The 15,385-nt window shown below is 60.3% G+C and carries 14 protein-coding genes; 10 read left to right on the top strand and 4 right to left on the bottom strand.

Features of this window, described 5'->3' with window-relative positions:
• Nucleotides 1–118 precede the first annotated feature (118 nt).
• Both Q1A89_RS12275 and Q1A89_RS12280 read left to right on the top strand, forming a co-directional pair.
• A complete protein-coding gene (locus Q1A89_RS12275; protein ID WP_299728231.1) occupies nt 119–943 on the top strand; it encodes an ABC transporter permease in 825 nt (274 codons plus the stop codon).
• Nucleotides 944–1,173: 230 nt separating this feature from the next.
• The gene (locus Q1A89_RS12280) at nt 1,174–1,566 is read left to right on the top strand and encodes a hypothetical protein (protein ID WP_299728234.1); all 393 of its coding nucleotides are present in this window, start codon (nt 1,174–1,176) and stop codon (nt 1,564–1,566) included.
• 49 nt (nt 1,567–1,615) lie between these two features.
• Here Q1A89_RS12280 and Q1A89_RS12285 read toward each other — a convergent pair whose 3' ends face one another.
• The gene (locus Q1A89_RS12285; RefSeq protein WP_299728236.1) at nt 1,616–2,215 is read right to left on the bottom strand and encodes an alpha-ketoglutarate-dependent dioxygenase AlkB; all 600 of its coding nucleotides are present in this window, start codon (nt 2,213–2,215) and stop codon (nt 1,616–1,618) included.
• A 192-nt stretch (nt 2,216–2,407) separates the two neighbouring features.
• Between Q1A89_RS12285 and dnaK the strand changes: the two genes are divergently transcribed.
• The 4 genes from dnaK to radC all read left to right on the top strand — a co-directional run bounded on the left by dnaK (nt 2,408) and on the right by radC (nt 7,050).
• Entirely contained in the window at nt 2,408–4,318 is a 1,911-nt protein-coding gene (dnaK, locus tag Q1A89_RS12290; protein WP_299728239.1) for a molecular chaperone DnaK, read from the top strand.
• Between the two features lie 78 nt (nt 4,319–4,396).
• The gene (dnaJ, locus tag Q1A89_RS12295; protein ID WP_299728242.1) at nt 4,397–5,551 is read left to right on the top strand and encodes a molecular chaperone DnaJ; all 1,155 of its coding nucleotides are present in this window, start codon (nt 4,397–4,399) and stop codon (nt 5,549–5,551) included.
• Between the two features lie 133 nt (nt 5,552–5,684).
• A complete protein-coding gene (locus tag Q1A89_RS12300; RefSeq protein WP_299728245.1) occupies nt 5,685–6,197 on the top strand; it encodes a GNAT family N-acetyltransferase in 513 nt (170 codons plus the stop codon).
• 103 nt (nt 6,198–6,300) lie between these two features.
• On the top strand, nt 6,301–7,050 hold the full coding sequence (gene radC / locus Q1A89_RS12305; RefSeq protein ID WP_299728248.1) for a DNA repair protein RadC: 750 nt from the start codon (nt 6,301–6,303) through the stop codon (nt 7,048–7,050).
• Between the two features lie 4 nt (nt 7,051–7,054).
• On the opposite strand, the gene Q1A89_RS12310 is transcribed toward radC, so the two are convergent.
• The 3 genes from Q1A89_RS12310 to secA all read right to left on the bottom strand — a co-directional run bounded on the left by Q1A89_RS12310 (nt 7,055) and on the right by secA (nt 12,492).
• On the bottom strand, nt 7,055–8,608 hold the full coding sequence (locus tag Q1A89_RS12310; RefSeq protein WP_299728251.1) for a substrate-binding domain-containing protein: 1,554 nt from the start codon (nt 8,606–8,608) through the stop codon (nt 7,055–7,057).
• A 22-nt stretch (nt 8,609–8,630) separates the two neighbouring features.
• A complete protein-coding gene (locus Q1A89_RS12315) occupies nt 8,631–9,638 on the bottom strand; it encodes a hypothetical protein (RefSeq protein ID WP_299728254.1) in 1,008 nt (335 codons plus the stop codon).
• Between the two features lie 154 nt (nt 9,639–9,792).
• A complete protein-coding gene (gene secA, locus Q1A89_RS12320; RefSeq protein ID WP_299728257.1) occupies nt 9,793–12,492 on the bottom strand; it encodes a preprotein translocase subunit SecA in 2,700 nt (899 codons plus the stop codon).
• A 175-nt stretch (nt 12,493–12,667) separates the two neighbouring features.
• On the opposite strand from secA, the gene Q1A89_RS12325 reads away from it, so the two are divergent.
• The 4 genes from Q1A89_RS12325 to Q1A89_RS12340 all read left to right on the top strand — a co-directional run bounded on the left by Q1A89_RS12325 (nt 12,668) and on the right by Q1A89_RS12340 (nt 15,384).
• Nucleotides 12,668–13,507 carry a peptidylprolyl isomerase gene (locus Q1A89_RS12325; protein ID WP_299728260.1) on the top strand — a complete coding sequence of 280 codons (840 nt, stop codon included), beginning with the start codon at nt 12,668–12,670 and terminating at the stop codon, nt 13,505–13,507.
• Between the two features lie 2 nt (nt 13,508–13,509).
• Nucleotides 13,510–14,736 carry a bifunctional glutamate N-acetyltransferase/amino-acid acetyltransferase ArgJ gene (gene argJ, locus Q1A89_RS12330; RefSeq protein WP_299728263.1) on the top strand — a complete coding sequence of 409 codons (1,227 nt, stop codon included), beginning with the start codon at nt 13,510–13,512 and terminating at the stop codon, nt 14,734–14,736.
• Nucleotides 14,733–15,131 carry an 8-oxo-dGTP diphosphatase MutT gene (gene mutT / locus Q1A89_RS12335; RefSeq protein WP_299728266.1) on the top strand — a complete coding sequence of 133 codons (399 nt, stop codon included), beginning with the start codon at nt 14,733–14,735 and terminating at the stop codon, nt 15,129–15,131. Before argJ ends, mutT begins: the two co-directional genes overlap by 4 nt.
• Before the next feature lie 118 nt (nt 15,132–15,249).
• Nucleotides 15,250–15,384: a hypothetical protein gene (locus Q1A89_RS12340; RefSeq protein WP_299728269.1), complete on the top strand. Its 135-nt coding sequence runs from the start codon at nt 15,250–15,252 to the stop codon at nt 15,382–15,384.
• Nucleotide 15,385 lies beyond the last annotated feature (1 nt).

Raw genomic sequence — 15,385 nt, forward strand, 5'->3', positions numbered from 1 at the left:
AAAAGCGCTCCTTGGACGGGCATTTGTTGATAAACCACTGCGAGGCCCTTATGCTGCGACGCTAACGGAACGGCAAGAATTCCCTGCGAACATACCCGCAATCGAGGCATACGCGCACATGTTTGAATCAACCAGAAAACCGCAATCCGGCTTCGGAACAGCCATTGCGATGTCCGAGGTGATTTATCATTCGATCGTGCGGTCCGTGCGCAAGACCCACAACAATGCGTTCATGGCGATTGCGATGAACATGCTGCAAATGGTCATCTTCGTGATGGCCTTTTACGTGATGTTCTCGGTGCTGGGGCTGCGTGGCGCGGCAATCCGGGGGGATTTCCTGCTTTATATCATGACGGGCATCTTTCTTTACATGACGCACGCCAAGACACTGGCAGCCGTTGTCGGCTCCGAAGGTCCGGCAAGCCCGATGATGCTGCACGCACCGATGAACACGATCGTGTCGATCTGTTCGGCGGCGCTCGGGGCGCTCTACATTCAGGTGCTGTCGCTGGTGATGATCCTTTTCATCTACCACGTGGCCTTTACCCCCATCACCATCGACCAGCCCTTCCCGGCCTTTGGCATGCTGCTGCTGGCGTGGTTCACCGGGGCGGCGCTGGGGCTTGTCCTGCTGGCGATCAAGCCCTGGTTTCCGACCTTCGTGACGATCTTTTCCCAGATCTACCAGCGGGCCAACATGATCGCCTCGGGCAAGATGTTCGTGGCCAATTCGCTGCCCGGTTTCATGCTGGCGATGTTCGACTGGAACCCGTTGTTCCACGCCATCGACCAGTCGCGGGGCTACACGTTCCTCAACTACAACCCGCGCTATACGTCGTGGGAGTACGGCTTTTGGGTCGGCGTGGTGCTGGTGATGATCGGGCTGATGGGCGAATTCTACACCCGCCGGCATGCGTCGGTCAGCTGGGGCGCGCGGCGGTAGAGGCTTTTGGCATTCCGTGCGAGGAGTGATGCTGAGCCAACATTGGTTGCGGCAATTCAGCGAATGGCCGCTTGGAGCCCATGTTGGCCGAAGCATATTCCGAGAAGCTAGGTTTGCTGACCGAAGAGTCCCGTTGTCTTATTTGCTCAGCTATAGCAGAAGTGGCAGCACAATGAACGCTACGTAGTATGGTCTCGACTTTGCAGCCGAACACGATAGTCCGCGACGCCGTGGATAAAGAGTACGCCAAGATCGTAGAAGATTGCTTCGGCCTCTGGTCCAATAGCCTTTGGGGCCTTCCTGTGTCCCTTGACAAATTCAGTGACCTCAAAGAGGCATATTTCTATCTGATTGAAAGACTGCTTGATGACGGGATAGTCCGGTTTGTGCATCCAGATGAAGTGGAAAACATCATGTTTGTTGCAAGTCGCCCCCCGCCGATCAAAACCATTCAAGACACATCAACACATTGGAGAGCAGATACCAATTACATCTTGAGCTTTCTCAAATCACATTGGCCGCAGCGCGCAACCCACAAAGATGACCTTGAGCTGAACACCTATTTCTATGAAATCCCGCCCATAATTTGGCACCGCCACGGAGGTGAATGGATTGGTAGCTAGTTCCGCAACAAATGTCTGCAATGTCCCGCCTCGCTCACATTCCTATCCATCAAAAAACCACGCGGCACGTCAGATTGATGCGCCCCCCTTTGGGTAGCAACGTGGACGAACCAAACCTTATTCTGTCCACCCCGTGATAGGTCAACCGCGCCGCGCCCCCCATCACTACAACGTCACCACTTTCCAGCCAGATCGACTCGGTCTTGCCGCCGCGTGTCGCATTGCCAATGCGGAACAACCCAGCATCCCCCAACGACACCGACAAAACGGGCCAGTCAAAACTCGCTTCATCCTTGTCCTGATGCATGCCCATCCGCGCGCCCTCACCGTAATAGTTGATCAGACAGCAATCCGGATCACGCGCGAGCCCGGTCAATTCGCGCCACAACGCCAACACGGCGCCCGGAATCGGCGGCCACGGACCACCCCCGGGATGGCGCGGCGCGTAGGAATAGCCCGAACGATCCGCATACCACCCGACCGACCCGGCCGAGGTCATGCGCACGGACATCTTCTTGCCATAGGGCGTGTCGGGCGAAAACATCGGTGCGGCCTCGGCCACGCGGCGCACATCACCCACCAGAGCGGCCTGCGCGGCAGCGTCCAGATGGCCCTTAAAGATGTCAAATCCCCGAATGTTTGCCCGCATCGCCCCTCTTACCGCAAGAATGCGCAAATTTTGCCAGATTCAGCCCCGCCACAACGGTTGCAGCGCCAAATGACCCTCCTTATATACGCCGCAGCGCGCTCGGAAACGTGCGCAATAATTCGTGGCGTCGATGCCGACTTCGGGTCGCCGCTTCGTGTCATCGCCTTGAGCTTAGAAAAGGGATCGAAAAACATGGCCAAAGTCATTGGTATTGACCTGGGAACCACAAACAGCTGCATCGCCATCATGGATGGCAGCCAGCCCCGCGTGATCGAAAACGCGGAGGGCGCGCGGACGACCCCGTCCATCGTCGCCTTTACCGAAAGCGAACGCCTCGTCGGGCAGCCCGCCAAACGGCAGGCGGTCACCAACCCCGACAACACGATCTTTGGCGTCAAGCGCCTGATCGGCCGCCGCAATGACGACGCGGATCTGGCCAAGGACAAGAAAAACCTGCCCTTCAACGTGATTGATGGCGGCAACGGCGACGCATGGGTCGAAGCCCGCGGCGAAAAATACTCGCCTAGCCAAATCTCCGCCTTCATCCTCGGCAAAATGAAAGAAACCGCCGAGAGCTATCTTGGCGAAGACGTAACGCAAGCGGTCATCACTGTCCCCGCCTACTTCAACGACGCCCAGCGTCAGGCGACCAAAGACGCAGGCAAGATCGCCGGTCTCGAAGTGCTGCGGATCATCAACGAACCGACAGCCGCCGCACTGGCCTATGGCCTCGACAAGGAAAACTCGCAAACCATCGCGGTCTATGACCTTGGCGGCGGGACGTTCGACGTGACCATCCTCGAAATCGACGACGGCCTGTTCGAAGTGAAATCGACCAACGGCGACACGTTCCTTGGTGGTGAAGACTTTGACATGCGCATCGTGAATTACCTCGCCGAGGAGTTCAAAAAAGAGCATGCGGTCGACCTGACAGCTGACAAGATGGCCCTGCAGCGTCTGAAAGAGGCAGCGGAAAAGGCCAAGATCGAACTGTCCAGCTCCAGCCAGACAGAAATCAACCAGCCCTTCATCTCGATGGGCAGCAACGGCCAGCCGCTGCACATGGTGATGAAGCTGACCCGCGCAAAGCTGGAAAGCCTCGTGGGCGACCTGATCAAGGCGTCGATGAAACCCTGCCAGGCCGCTTTGAAAGACGCTGGTCTGTCCGCATCGGACATCGACGAGGTTGTTCTGGTCGGCGGTATGACCCGCATGCCCAAAGTGGTCGAGGAAGTGACCAAATTCTTCGGCAAGGAACCCCACAAAGGTGTGAACCCTGACGAAGTGGTTGCCATGGGCGCTGCCATTCAGGCCGGTGTTCTGCAAGGCGACGTCAAGGATGTGGTTCTTCTCGACGTGACACCGCTGTCGCTCGGCATCGAAACACTGGGTGGCGTCTTCACCCGTCTGATCGACCGCAACACCACGATCCCGACGAAGAAGAGCCAAATCTTCTCGACCGCCGAGGACAACCAGAACGCGGTGACCATCCGCGTGTTCCAGGGTGAGCGGGAAATGGCGTCGGACAACAAGATCCTCGGGGCCTTCAACCTCGAAAACATCCCGCCCGCACCACGCGGTATGCCCCAGATCGAAGTGACCTTTGACATCGACGCCAACGGCATCGTGTCGGTCGGCGCCAAGGATAAGGGTACCGGCAAGGAACAGCAGATCACGATCCAGGCCTCGGGCGGTCTGTCGGACGCGGACATCGAACAGATGGTCAAGGACGCCGAAGAGAACGCCGAAGCCGACAAGGAACGTCGCGAGCTGATCGAAGCGAAAAACCAGGCCGAAAGCCTCATCCACTCGACCGAAAAGTCGGTGGAAGAGCATTCGGACAAGGTCGATCCAACCACGGTGGAGGCCATCGAACTGGCCATCGCCGCGCTCAAGGACGAGCTGGAAACCGACAACGCGGACAAGATCAAGTCCGGCATCCAGAACGTGACCGAAGCGGCCATGAAACTGGGCGAGGCGATCTACAAAGCCGCGCAGGAAGACGGCGAAGATGAGCCTGCGGGCGCAGACGAACCCCGCGACGCCGACGATGACATCGTCGACGCCGAGTTCGAAGACCTGGACAACGACAAGCGCGCCTGATCGGCGTGGTTGAGGGAACCAATCACGAGGCCGGCCCGTCAAGGCCGGCCTCAGACGTTCCAGCAAAGGACATGATCCATGGCAAAACGTGACTATTACGACGTACTTGGCGTCAAAAAAGGCGCCAGCGCCGACGAAATCAAAAAAGGCTACCGCACCAAGGCCAAGGAACTGCACCCCGACCGCAATGCGGACAAACCCGACGCCGAGGCGCAGTTCAAAGAAGCCAACGAAGCCTATGATGTTCTGAAAGACCCCGACAAAAAGGCGGCCTATGACCGCTTTGGCCACGCCGCTTTTGAGGGCGGCATGGGCGGCGGCGGGCGACCCGGCGGCGGCTTTGGCGGCCAGCAGGGCGACTTTGGCTCGGCCTTCTCGGACGTGTTTGATGACCTGTTCGGCGACTTCATGGGTGGCAAGCGCGGCGGCGGTGGCGGCAGGCGTGCCGCACGCGGCTCCGATCTGCGCTACAACCTTCGCGTCACTTTGGAAGACGCCTATGCGGGCCTGCAAAAAACCATCAACGTCCCCACATCCGTCGGCTGCGAACAATGCGACGGCTCCGGCGCCGAAGGCGGCTCCGAACCCTCCACCTGCCCGACCTGTTCCGGCATGGGCAAAGTGCGCGCGCAACAGGGCTTTTTCACCGTTGAACGGACCTGCCCCACCTGTTCCGGCATGGGCCAGATCATCCAGAACCCCTGCAAATCCTGCAGCGGCGCGGGTCGCGTCGAAAAAGACCGCTCGCTGTCCGTGAACATCCCCGCAGGCGTCGAAACCGGTACCCGCATACGCCTGGCAGGCGAGGGCGAGGCCGGGATGCGCGGCGGACCATCGGGCGACCTCTACATCTTCATCGACGTGGCCACCCACGACCTGTTCGAACGCGACGGCAACAACCTGTTCTGCCGCGTCCCCGTCTCGATGAGCGCGGCGGCCCTTGGCGGGTCGATCGAAGTGCCCACCATCGACGGCGGCCGCGGCCGCGTGCAAATCCCGGCCGGGTCACAATCGGGCCGGCAAATGCGCTTGCGGTCCAAAGGCATGCCCGCCCTGCGTGGCGGTGGCCCCGGCGACATGTTCATCGAACTGGCGGTGGAGACCCCGGTGAACCTGACCAGCCGCCAAAAAGAACTGCTGCGCGAATTCGAAGAGCTGAGCTCCGAGAACAACCCGGAATCCACCAGCTTCTTTTCCTCCGTCAAATCCTTCTGGGATTCGATGAAGGGGTGACATCCGATCTGCGCCAAGCGTGGCAAACACTCCAGTGGCGTGTTTGAGGATGTCACGGGCGCAACCCCCGCCCGCTCCCGGACCGCAACATAACCGGCTTGCGTAGGGTGGGCAATTTGCCCACCTTCACCCCATGCGGCTCACAACTCAATCCACCACCCTTCGCCGTTTGTCTCCCGACGATCTGCGCGCCTTTCAGGCCTATCGCAACGATCCCGTCGTTGCACAGTTCCAGAGTTGGGAGGCGATGGACGACGACCGCGCCGCCGGTTTTCTGACCCATGCGGCCACGTCAGAACCGCTGTTCACTCCCGGACATTGGACCCAGATCGCAGTGGCGGACGCAGAGACCGACGCATTGCTCGGCGACATGGGTCTGCACCTGTCCCAGGATCAGACCGAGGCGGAGCTCGGCATCACCCTCGCCCGCGCCGCGCAAGGACAGGGCCATGCCACCCGCGCCGTCGCACTGGCCGTAGGTCTGTTGTTTGACGAAACCCCCATCGACCGGATCAGGGCCTGGGCCGACATCCGAAACATGGCCTCGCAAAATCTGATGGTCCGCGCCGGATTCACCGAGATAGGGATCGAGGTCACCGACGGAGTGACCGAGGCCGCCTTTGTCCGCGCCCGCGCGGATGTGTGACAATTCGGTGCACAGGCTGTGCACGCCCGGTGCACAGGTTGTGCACACCGCTTTTCGCCTTTCGTTAACCCCGTGCTAACCAACCGTTCGGCACTGTTGCGGCATGACACATTTCGCCGAACAACCCCTGCCTTTCGACTTGGATGAGGCCACGCCTGCCCTGATGCCCAAGGGCCGCACGCCCTCCTATATGGCCGATCACCGTAAGCGCCTGCGCGCCCGGTTCATGGACGGTGGCGCGGGTGCGATGCCCGATTACGAGCTGCTCGAACTGGTCCTCTTCCGCGCCATCCCCCGCCAGGACGTCAAGCCCTTGGCGCATCTGCTGATGGCTGAATTTGGCGACTTCAACCGTGTCGTTTCTGCCCCCGTCGAACGGTTGCGCGGGATCAAGGGTGTGGGCGATGCGGTGATTGTCGAGCTCAAGATTGTCGAGGCTGCCGCCCAACGCCTCGCCCGGGCCAAGATATTGAACGCGCACGTTATTTCCAGTTGGGACGCGCTGATCGATTACTGCCACACCACCATGGCCCACCGCGAAACCGAACAGTTCCGGGTGCTGTTTCTGGACCGCAAGAACGTGCTGATCGCGGATGAAGAACAGGGCAAAGGCACTGTCGATCACGTGCCCGTCTACCCGCGCGAAGTGGCCAAGCGGGCGCTGGAACTCAACGCTTCCGCACTGATCCTCGTGCACAATCACCCCTCTGGCGATCCTACGCCCAGCCAGTCCGACATCGACATGACCAACCAGATGGAAAACGCCTGCGGCGCACTTGGCCTGACCCTGCATGATCACCTGATCGTCGGCAAATCCCGTGAACTCAGCTTCAAATCCGAAGGGTATCTCTAGGCGCTCAGCGCACCCAGACCTCGACCCGCCGGTTCGCTTGACGTCCCCACGCGCTGTCATCACAAGCCATCGGCAGCGCCTCTCCAAACGCATCCACACTCAATTGAATTCGCTCAAAATTTGCCGTCTCGGCCGCGGCCACGACAGCGCGCCGCACAGCCTCCGCCCGACGCAGGGCGATGTTGCGATTGGCTGTTGCGGGCCCGTCTCCGTCACTGAACCCAACCAACAGCATCTGCCGCGCATCATAGGTGCCTTGTTCCAGCGCGCGCGCCAATTGCTGCACATTTGACCGCGACTGCGCATCCAGCCGGACCGAGCCTGCCTCGAACCGGAAAGAAGTGGTCAGACGGGCCATGCCGTAGAGTGTCCGGGTCATGCGCTGAAGCTCTTCCAGCGACACCTCCGGCCCGGCAGAGGTCACCGCGTTAGCAAACCGGTAACCCTGATCATTTATAGACACTTCCTCTGGCGCCTGATCGACAAAACCGGCGCGCCGGATCACGATCTGGGCGGAAGAGCCGCGCATATAGGCCAGCAATTCGCGCGCGACCTTGGGCAGGCGGCGGGCCGGAATGTAAAGAAACATGGGCGCGGTCAGCGGATAATCCTCGGTCTTGATCGTGCCACGCTGTGCGGATAGCGAAAACCCGCATGTCCCGGTCAGGGTCAGCGCACGGCCATCCCCCGTCTCTGCATAGCTCGCGATTCCGATGGCGAAGGGGTCAGCCAGCACGGCATCGACCACATCTCCCGCACGGTCATGGCGCACGATCCCGTCGGCAAAGGGCAGCTTGATCGGGCCCATCACCTTGTCCTCAACCGACTGCCCAAGACCAGTGCGCGCGCCCGGCAGATGCAGCGAAATCGGCGCATCCGCACCACCAAGGGCTGCCCAATTGTTGATCTGCCCGGCAAAGACCTGCGCCAATGCCTGTGGTGAAATCTGATCGACGGGATTGGAGGGCGCCACAATCGGCACCATTGCATCCAGCGCCAGAACGCGGCTGCGATTGGCCCCGGTCATGTCACCCATCCCGATCTCCCGGGCGCGCTGGCGTTCCTCCGGACGGATCTCGCGCAGGGCCATGACAATGTCGGCGTCATTGGCCAGAAGATCGGCAAAGCCCTCGTCGGTGGTGGAGGCCTGAATATAGAACCGCGCCACCGGCTTTTCGGTGCTTGCGTCGATCAGCACATAGGTGAACCCCGACGGCTCCAGAGGTTCGCGGCGCGTGAGGTAATCGTTGCGCAGCGCGAACCCTTCGATCAGCGCGGGGATCAGCACAGCGCCCATGGTAGAGGAGCCCGAGATCGCCACTTCGGCCACAAAGTCCTGCAGGTTCGGACAGGCAGGCCCCTCGCACAGCACACCCGATCCATCGACCGTCAACTCGCCATAGATCGACTCGATCCGGTAAAACTCGCCATCAAAGCCAAGCAATGTGCCACTGAGTTCAACCTGCCCGTCGGGCGAGGTCAGCGTCACATCCTGCGCGGCAAGCACAGTCCCCCAAAATGAAAGTGCGGCGAAAATCGCCGCACGTGCCCAAGCCATAAAGTGCCCTTTGTCGCAACGGTTAGTTGCTGGCGACTTTCAGGTCTGAGACAAGATTGTTCAACACCAGAAAACTGCCAAGTGCATCGCAATCAGGGACCGCGAGGGTCAGATTGTGTGTTTTCAGCGTACCGCCCTGGCTCATCTCCAGCGATTGCGCCTCGATTTCGAGGCCACAGTTGCTTGCGGTCACCTCGGCTTCGACGCTCATGTCGATCTCGCCGGGTTGGGCGGACAACGCGCTGGGGAATGTATAGACTTCTGCCATCAGCGGCTGCGCCGACATGGTATCGCCCAGTCGGGTGATCAACCCATTGGCGCCGGATGCGAACCCTTCGATGTTGGCATCACTGCCGGACCACAGGTGACCCGGTTGGCCGTATTCGGCACCGAATTCCCGTGCATGCAGTTCGAACCCGGCATCGCCGCGCCATTGCAGAACGATGCGGTCATAGCTGGTGATGTCGGCCACGGTGGCCTGTGCCACGGCGCCATCGCCGTTTGCAAACGCCATGATAAACACCGCTTGCTCGGCCAATGCTGGCACGGTGATCGAGGCAGTGCCCGCATCATCCGTCGCATGGGTGAACAGCATGCCATTGTGATGCACGGTCAAACGTTCATTGGGTGCACAAGGCGCATCGAGCGTCAGGGCCACCATGGCGCCATCAACAGGAACTGCCTCGGCAGAGATTTCGCATTCGGGTACCAGCGGAAATTTCTCCGGTTCCGGCAGCAGATCGTCAACGGTGGCCGAGGCGCGTTGCACGGCCGCGTCCGTCTCAGGAACGCTCACATCCGTTACTTCGCTGGCAGAGGTCAATTCGATGTCTTGCACCTGAAGCAGGATATCAGCGCTGGTGGCGGTGTTCAGAACCACTTTGGCGTCATTCGCTGTTTTGGCCAAGGTCGGTCGGGCCTGCGCCCCATATCGTTCCTGCGCTGCCTCGCTGCTTTGCATGACAAAACCGATACCCACGGCAATCGCCAGAGTTCCAGCGCCCGTCATGACTTCTTTCATATGTTTCATTTTCCCACGTCCCTTCCACGGACTTCCCTACGAAACGGATTCGCACGGCAAAGGGGCCGGGTTATGACCAGCAAGCGGAGTCTTTGGGGCAGGAATGGGGCAGCGGCTTGAGTCCGCCGATCAATCAGGTGCCGTATTTCGGGCGTGATCGGGCCTAAGTGAGCCGCCCGTGACAGTGTTTGAACTTCTTGCCGGAGCCACAGGGGCACTGTTCGTTTCGGCCCGGATTGCCCCACGTGCTTTGATCGTTTTCGTCAAAGCCGCTTTCGATGGCTTCCGCCGTCGGGGCAGGTGGGGCATTGTCCTCGGCCACTTGGGTTGCAGCCTGCTGTTGGGCCGCGATTTCCGCGAGCATCTGTTCGCGTTCCTCGTCCGTCATCGGGCGGATCATGGCCAGCTTTTGCGTCACTTCCGTGCGCAGGCTGTCCAGCATGCTCTCAAACAACTGGAACGCTTCGTTTTTGTATTCGTTCAGCGGATCGCGCTGCGCATAGCTGCGGAACCCCACGACCGAACGCAGGTGTTCCAGTGTCAGCAGATGTTCGCGCCATTTGCCGTCGATCGCCTGCAGCAACAGCTGCTTTTCAATGCTGCGCATATTCTCGGGACCAAAGGCCTCGGTCTTTTGCGCCATCAGCTTGTCGCTCGCTTCGATCAGGCGGTCGCGGATTTGTTCGTCGTCCACGCCTTCCTCGTCACCCCAGGCGACAACGGGCGCATCAAGCCCAAGTTGTTCCATCACCGCCGCGTGCAGGCCCTGCATGTCCCACTGATCAGCATAGGTGTTGGGCGGCAGGAACTGGTCGATCAGATCGTCCACCACCTGATCACGCATGTCGGCCGTGATCTCCGACAGGTCCTCGGCCTCCATGATATCGCGGCGCTGGGTAAAGATCACCTTGCGCTGCTCGTTCATCACGTCGTCGAATTTCAAAAGCTGCTTGCGGATGTCAAAGTTGCGGCCTTCGACCTTGGCCTGCGCGCGTTCCAGCGACTTGTTCACCCACGGGTGCACAATCGCCTCGCCTTCTTCGAGGCCGAGCGTCTTGAGGACCTTGTCCAGGCGGCCAGAGCCAAAGATGCGCATCAGATCGTCTTCGAGGCTCAGGTAGAACGAGGTGCGCCCCGCATCCCCCTGACGCCCGGACCGGCCCCGCAACTGATTGTCAATGCGGCGGCTTTCGTGCCGTTCAGAGGCAAGGACAAACAGGCCACCAGCGGCCAGAACCTTCTTGTTCTCTTCCGCATGCTCGGCCTCGATACGCGCGCGCAACTCGCCCGGATCGGCCTCGGGGTCGGCTGTGATCGCCTCCAGCACCTTCATCTCGACGTTGCCGCCCAGCTGAATGTCGGTGCCGCGCCCGGCCATGTTGGTGGCGATCGTAACCGCACCAAACTTGCCCGCATCGGCGATGATCTGCGCCTCTTTCTCGTGCTGGCGGGCGTTCAGGACATTGTGCGGGATGCTTTCAGCTTCGAGCAGCTTGGAAAACATCTCGGACTTGTCGATAGAGGTGGTGCCGACCAGCACAGGCTGACCCTTTTGGTGGGCTTCCTTGATCTCTTCGATCATTGCCTTGTATTTCTCGGCGGCGGTGCGGAACACCTGATCGTCTTCATCGACGCGAGTGATGGGCCGGTTGGTGGGCACTTCGACCACGCCTAGGCCGTAGATTTCGCGGAATTCCTCGGCCTCGGTCGCAGCCGTGCCGGTCATGCCCGCCAACTTGTCATAGAGGCGGAAATAGTTCTGGAACGTGACCGATGCGAGTGTCTGGTTCTCGGGCTGGATCTTCACGTTTTCCTTGGCCTCGATGGCCTGATGCAGACCATCCGACAAGCGGCGCCCGGTCATCATGCGACCGGTGAATTCGTCAATCAGGACAACTTCGTCGTTGCGCACGATATAGTCCTTGTCCTTGCGGAACAGCTTGTGCGCGCGCAGGCCCTGGTTGACGTGGTGCACGATGGAGGTACTTTCAGGATCGTAAAGCGAGGCCCCTTCTTCGATCAGGCCGCGCTCGCGCAGCTGCTCTTCGAGGAATTCGTTGCCGTCATCTGTAAAGGTCACACTGCGTTGCTTTTCATCCAGCTCGAAATGGTTTTCCTGGATCAGCGGGATGATCGCGTCGATGGTCACGTACATCTCGGACCGGTCCTGCAGCGGACCGGAGATGATCAGCGGCGTGCGGGCCTCGTCAATCAGGATGCTGTCGACCTCGTCCACGATGGCATAGTTGTGCCCGCGCTGGACCATCTGGTCGATGGACGGTTTCATATTGTCGCGCAGGTAATCAAAGCCCAATTCGTTGTTGGTGGCATAGGTCACATCACAGGCATAGGCGGCCCGTTTGGCGTCCTCACCGATGCCCGAGATCGCAACGCCAGTGGTCATACCAAGAGCGGCAAACACCTTGCCCATCCATTCGGCATCCCGCTGAACGAGGTAGTCGTTGACCGTGACCACATGCACGCCTTTGCCGGTCAGCGCATTGAGATAGCAGGCGAACGTCGCGGTCAGCGTCTTGCCTTCACCTGTCTTCTGCTCGGCGATGTTGCCCTGATGCAGGAAAATCGCGCCCAGCAACTGGGTGTCATAGGCGCGCAGGCCCAGCGTGCGACGGGCCGCCTCGCGGCAGTTGGCGAACGCTTCGGGCAACAGATCATCAAGGGCCTCGCCACCCATCGCACGTTTGGCCAGCTCCTCGGTCTTGTCCTTGAGACCCTCGTCGCTGCGCGCCTGGGCCTCGGCCTCCAGCGCGTTGATCTGCTCGACCAATGGCCGCGTCGCCTTGACCTTGCGATCATTAGGCGTGCCAAACACCTTCTTGGTGAGGGTTTTGAAACCGAGCATGCGTTCTCCAGCCGATCAATTCATGTTGTACAGCAACTGCTTGCCGGGCGCGTGCCAAGCCCATAGAAACGGTCAGGCAAAAACGGCCCGGGCCGCGTCCATAGGGCGATGTAAGGGTCGCGCCAAACCGTGTCAATGCACGCCCCTGTCGCGTGCCCAGCCCAAGGACTGTTCCATGATGAAACACCTACTCTCTTTGCCCGCTCTGGGCCTCGTTGCCGCAATGGCATTGCCAGCAGCAGCGCAGGATGCGGACAAGGTCGTAGCGACCGTGAACGGCACCGATATCACGATTGGGCACATGATCGTGGCGCGCGCGACGCTGCCGCCACAGTTTCAGGAACTGCCCGACGCAGTGCTGTTCAACGGCATCCTCGAACAACTGGTGCAGCAGACCCTGCTGGCCCAATCCTTTGATGGCGAGCTGCCCAAACGTGCACAATTGTCGCTGGAAAACGAAACCCGTTCCCTGACCGCGGGCGAGACGCTGGAAAAGGTGTTTGCATCGGCCCTGAACCCGGTTGCTGTCCAGTCCGCCTATGAGGCCCGGTTCGAAGGGGCCGAGGCGGCACAGGAATACAACGCCTCTCACATCCTGCTGGAAACCGAAGAGGCCGCGCTGGCCGTGAAGGAAGAGATCGAAGGCGGTGCCGAATTCGCCGCCGTTGCACGTGAAAAGTCGACCGGCCCCTCCGGCCCAAATGGCGGCCAGCTGGGCTGGTTCACCACCGGCGCAATGGTCCCCAGCTTTGAGGCGGCGGTTATCGCGCTGGAAGTTGGAGAAATCTCCGATCCCGTCCAGACCCAGTTCGGCTGGCATGTGATTATCCTGAATGAAACCCGTGTGCAGGAACGCCCACCGCTCGAACAGGTTCGCAGCGAAATCGAGGAAACCCTGCGCGCAGAGGCACTGGAAGCGCGGATTGCCGAACTGACCAGCGGGGCCGAGATTGACCAGTCCGGTGCCGAAGGTGTCGATCCCGCAGTGCTCAAAGACCTCACACTGGTCGAATAGGCATGGCGGCCATCACAAAGGTATCACCCCTGGCTCCGGCGGCGTTCCCCGACCTGCCGGTGATCGAGGGGGTGTCGTTTTCCGCCATCGCCGCCGGGGTCCGCTACCAGGGGCGCACCGACGTCATGCTGGCCCTCTGCGCACCCGGCACGGCCATTGCAGGCACCTTTACCAAGTCGGCCACACGGTCTGCCCCGGTTCTGGATTGTCAGGCCAAACTGGGTGGCGCGTCAGATGACGGTGCAGCCATTCTGGTGAATTCGGGCAATTCCAATGCCTTTACCGGGCGCAACGGGCAGGAGGCGACGGACGCCATCGTGGCCGCAACTGCCGCAGCCACCGGCATTCCTGCCGCCCGTGTCTTCACCGCATCGACCGGGGTCATCGGCGAACCGCTGCCCCATGATCGGATCACCGCCAAGCTGTCCGATCTGAATGAAAATCTGTCACCGGGAGCCATCGCCGACGCGGCCCGCGCGATCATGACGACGGACACCTACCCCAAGGGAGCGGCGACCATCTGCGAAATTGATGGCAAGACCATCAAAATCGCGGGCTTTGCCAAGGGCAGCGGCATGATCGCCCCGGATATGGCGACGATGCTGGTTTACATCTTTACCGACGCGCAGGTGGATCAGGCGGCCTTGCAAGCGGTCACGACCAAGGTGTGCGATGCGACCTTCAACTGCATCACCGTGGACAGCGACACTTCGACCTCGGACAGCCTGATGGTGGCCGCCACCGGGACGAGCGGTGTGGATGCAACGGGCAATGCCGCGTTCGAGGCGGCGCTGCACAGCGTAATGCTGGACCTCGCCCATCAAGTTGTGCGCGACGGCGAAGGGGCAACCAAGTTTGTCGAAATCGAAGTGACCGGGGCCGTGGACGACGCCAGCGCCAAGACGCACGGGTTGTCCATAGCGAACTCGCCACTGGTCAAAACGGCCATCGCAGGCGAGGACCCGAACTGGGGCCGCGTGGTGATGGCCGTGGGCAAATCCGGCGCTCCGGCGGACCGGGATACGCTGTCGATCTGGTTTGGCGACATCCTTGTGGCCGAAAACGGCTGGGTCAGTCCGGACTATGCCGAGGCGGACGCGGCAGAGCATATGAAATCCGAACACATCCGCATCCGTGTGGATTGCGGCATGGGCCACGGCGCCTCTACCGTCTGGACCTGCGATCTGACGCACGGATATATCGAAATCAACGCCGATTACCGGTCGTGAAGGTTGTCCTGGTTTCAGCCGTCGCGCTGATCGACAAAGATGGGCGGGTATTGCTGGCCCAGCGTCCCGAAGGTAAATCGATGGCGGGCCTTTGGGAATTCCCGGGCGGCAAGATCGAAGAGGGCGAAACACCCGAGGCCGCGCTGATCCGCGAACTCGAAGAAGAGTTGGGCATCAACACCTGGCAGTCCTGCCTCGCGCCGCTCACATTCGCCAGCCACAGTTACGAGTCGTTTCACCTGTTGATGCCTCTTTTTGCCTGTCGAAAGTGGGAAGGCACCCCGCAATCGCGTGAAGGACAGACCCTCAAATGGGTTCGGCCAAACGATCTGAAATCCTATCCGATGCCCGCTGCAGACGTCCCATTAATCCCGATTTTACGGGATTGGCTGTAAATTTCCCGGAAAGTGTTCTAAATTTGCATAAAAAGTGTCATTTCTATGACATTGTTGATGACTTCGCACATATTTTTTGTGCAAAATGAAAACACGTTTTTCTTGGGGAGGAAGAGCAATGTTGAAAACGATCGCAATGGGCACTGCGATTTTGGTGCAGGGGATCTATGTCAGAACCCTGCCAGATGGGCGCATGACCGTCCGCGTGGACGGAGCGCATTTTTCCGGCACGCCGGTTTCACAGGCCGCCTGAT

It is taken from the genome of uncultured Tateyamaria sp., assembly GCF_947503045.1.
GTDB lineage: Bacteria > Pseudomonadota > Alphaproteobacteria > Rhodobacterales > Rhodobacteraceae > Tateyamaria.

Coding starts and splice junctions, on each gene's coding strand:
- Q1A89_RS12315 (WP_299728254.1), bottom strand. CDS start 9,638: ATGAAACATATGAAAGAAGTCATGACGGGCGCTGGAACTCTGGCGATT.
- Q1A89_RS12300 (WP_299728245.1), top strand. CDS start 5,685: ATGCGGCTCACAACTCAATCCACCACCCTTCGCCGTTTGTCTCCCGAC.
- secA (WP_299728257.1), bottom strand. CDS start 12,492: ATGCTCGGTTTCAAAACCCTCACCAAGAAGGTGTTTGGCACGCCTAAT.
- Q1A89_RS12285 (WP_299728236.1), bottom strand. CDS start 2,215: ATGCGGGCAAACATTCGGGGATTTGACATCTTTAAGGGCCATCTGGAC.
- radC (WP_299728248.1), top strand. CDS start 6,301: ATGACACATTTCGCCGAACAACCCCTGCCTTTCGACTTGGATGAGGCC.
- dnaJ (WP_299728242.1), top strand. CDS start 4,397: ATGGCAAAACGTGACTATTACGACGTACTTGGCGTCAAAAAAGGCGCC.
- Q1A89_RS12275 (WP_299728231.1), top strand. CDS start 119: ATGTTTGAATCAACCAGAAAACCGCAATCCGGCTTCGGAACAGCCATT.
- argJ (WP_299728263.1), top strand. CDS start 13,510: ATGGCGGCCATCACAAAGGTATCACCCCTGGCTCCGGCGGCGTTCCCC.
- Q1A89_RS12340 (WP_299728269.1), top strand. CDS start 15,250: ATGTTGAAAACGATCGCAATGGGCACTGCGATTTTGGTGCAGGGGATC.
- dnaK (WP_299728239.1), top strand. CDS start 2,408: ATGGCCAAAGTCATTGGTATTGACCTGGGAACCACAAACAGCTGCATC.
- Q1A89_RS12310 (WP_299728251.1), bottom strand. CDS start 8,608: ATGGCTTGGGCACGTGCGGCGATTTTCGCCGCACTTTCATTTTGGGGG.
- Q1A89_RS12325 (WP_299728260.1), top strand. CDS start 12,668: ATGATGAAACACCTACTCTCTTTGCCCGCTCTGGGCCTCGTTGCCGCA.